3 protein-coding genes are annotated in these 1,724 nt (G+C 43.0%); all 3 read right to left on the bottom strand.

Going from position 1 to position 1,724, the window contains the following annotated elements; translation table 11 throughout:
• Positions 1-169: 169 nt before the first annotated feature.
• Complete coding sequence (locus tag H6G26_RS41580) at positions 170-886, bottom strand: hypothetical protein (protein ID WP_190737968.1); 717 nt, start codon at positions 884-886, stop codon at positions 170-172.
• A 137-nt stretch (positions 887-1,023) separates the two neighbouring features.
• Complete coding sequence (locus H6G26_RS41575) at positions 1,024-1,299, bottom strand: hypothetical protein (protein ID WP_242054418.1); 276 nt, start codon at positions 1,297-1,299, stop codon at positions 1,024-1,026.
• Positions 1,300-1,462: 163 nt separating this feature from the next.
• Positions 1,463-1,645, bottom strand: a complete 183-nt coding sequence (locus tag H6G26_RS41570) for a hypothetical protein (RefSeq protein WP_190737966.1) — start codon at positions 1,643-1,645, stop codon at positions 1,463-1,465.
• Between the last annotated feature and the right edge of the window lie 79 nt (positions 1,646-1,724).

The following is a 1,724-nucleotide window of genomic DNA, read 5'->3' as shown; positions in this document are numbered from 1 at the left end:
ATGCCATTACGCTCATCTTTGGCGCGGACTAATAACTGATCTTGACGCTCTTGTAACCAAGAGGCGGTATTCCCAGCTTCCAAATACTCAATGCTGGGGTAATCGTCACGTAAAAGTGCCGTCTCTTTAGTTCCTAGCATTGGTATTTGTTGCTGCATGTGAATTCCTCTTACTTAGTTAATTTCCAAATGCTGTAACCAATCTCGCCTGCCATCATTGAAACTACGTTGTAAGCAAAGCAAGCCAAGATCACACCAGGGTTCGTGTAGCGAAAGGGATTACGACCAACGAAGGTAGTAGTCAGATCCAAAACCCAGAAAAACAGTGCGATCGCTCCACCTGTATGACGTTCTTTCATGCCAGCCCTCTTGTAATCGCCCCAGAGTGCGACAGTCAAATCGATATTCCCATTCGGTTTACTACCGAGTGTGTATTGTTTGGATTCCTCAAACTCGTTCTTGGCCTGTTGTGGTTCTTTACCACGCAATGTCCGAGCTTGCATGACTTGAACAAGTGCAGAGATACCGAAGCTAATCCAAAACAAGGGATTAAATAGAAGTTGTAACCAACCAAACGAGCCAATCCATTCAGTTTCAAACCAAGGAAAAATCGGTTTTCCCTGGAATAAAACTTGCCAGATGCTATCAGTAGAAAGGAGTGTACCAATCCAGAAACCAATTGCACCAACCAGCTTGTATCCGGGTGTGCCTGGGGTAACGAATTGAGCAATGATATGTGAGATAAAGATAACTGGCAGTGAGATTAATGCCACAATCCAGCGAGCTAATAATTCTAAGTAGTCACTCCCTCCTTTTTTCGGCTCTCCTTGTGGTGATGGTTCTGGGTTTCGTTGTGAATTAGATTTGTTTGGAGTGAGATATTTCATAAATCAATTGGGTGAATCTTCAAGTAGTGGTGAATTCTTACAAGCGTTTTTGAATCTATACTTCCACCGCCATTGCCTCTGTTCAATGCGTCCAATACATAAACCAGTTGAGTCATACACAAAAACTGTTTCATCTTCTAAATAACCGGTAGATCAGGTCTAGGGTTACGTTTCTTCGAGTCTAGATAGTTCCTGATTCGTAACTTACTGAATGAGGGCGTAACTCCAAGAGAGTTAATTTTGTCGGCGGTCGCTGCCCTTTGCTCGGCTTTAATGCGTTCTAGTTCTTCAGACTCTCGAATCGTGATGCCACTGTTGTAAGTCTTGAATTGGGCTGGCAGTTGCGATAACCAAGGACTTGCAATTAACCCCATGCCCAATAATCCCAACATCGCTTGCTTCTGGTATTTCATTGCCACTCAGCCGGAATATTTTACGGTTGTTGCCCGTCGATACTTTGTGTTGTCTGGGGTGGCGGTGCATTAGCAACACGAATATAAACAGACAGCCCAATGCAAACTAGAAAAAAAATGATTGAGAATCCGAAAAGATTCTCCTTGAAGAAGTTGCGCCATTTTAAGCTGGAGATTGGAATTTCTCGCTCAACAAAGAGCGTGTCAAATTTTTCAGATCCTGAATTGTCGCAGGTCGTTTCGACTTTTTTTCTGATGTCGGCACTCCTAATTCGTCTAAAAATGCTTTCGGGTCAAAACCAACAGTTGCAGCAGTAGTGAGGGGAATGGCACTGAAATAAGCCAAGATATAGTTAAATTAAGCAGTCTGTAATTGACGGCGTAATTGATTTCTAGGTTGTTTCATTAATGGGTAAGCTTTGGGA

It is taken from the genome of Nostoc sp. FACHB-888 (assembly GCF_014696655.1).
Taxonomy (GTDB): Bacteria; Cyanobacteriota; Cyanobacteriia; order Cyanobacteriales; family Nostocaceae; genus Nostoc.
The sequence above is the reverse complement of the archived record's forward strand: the minus strand, read 5'-3'. Positions and strand labels throughout refer to the sequence as shown.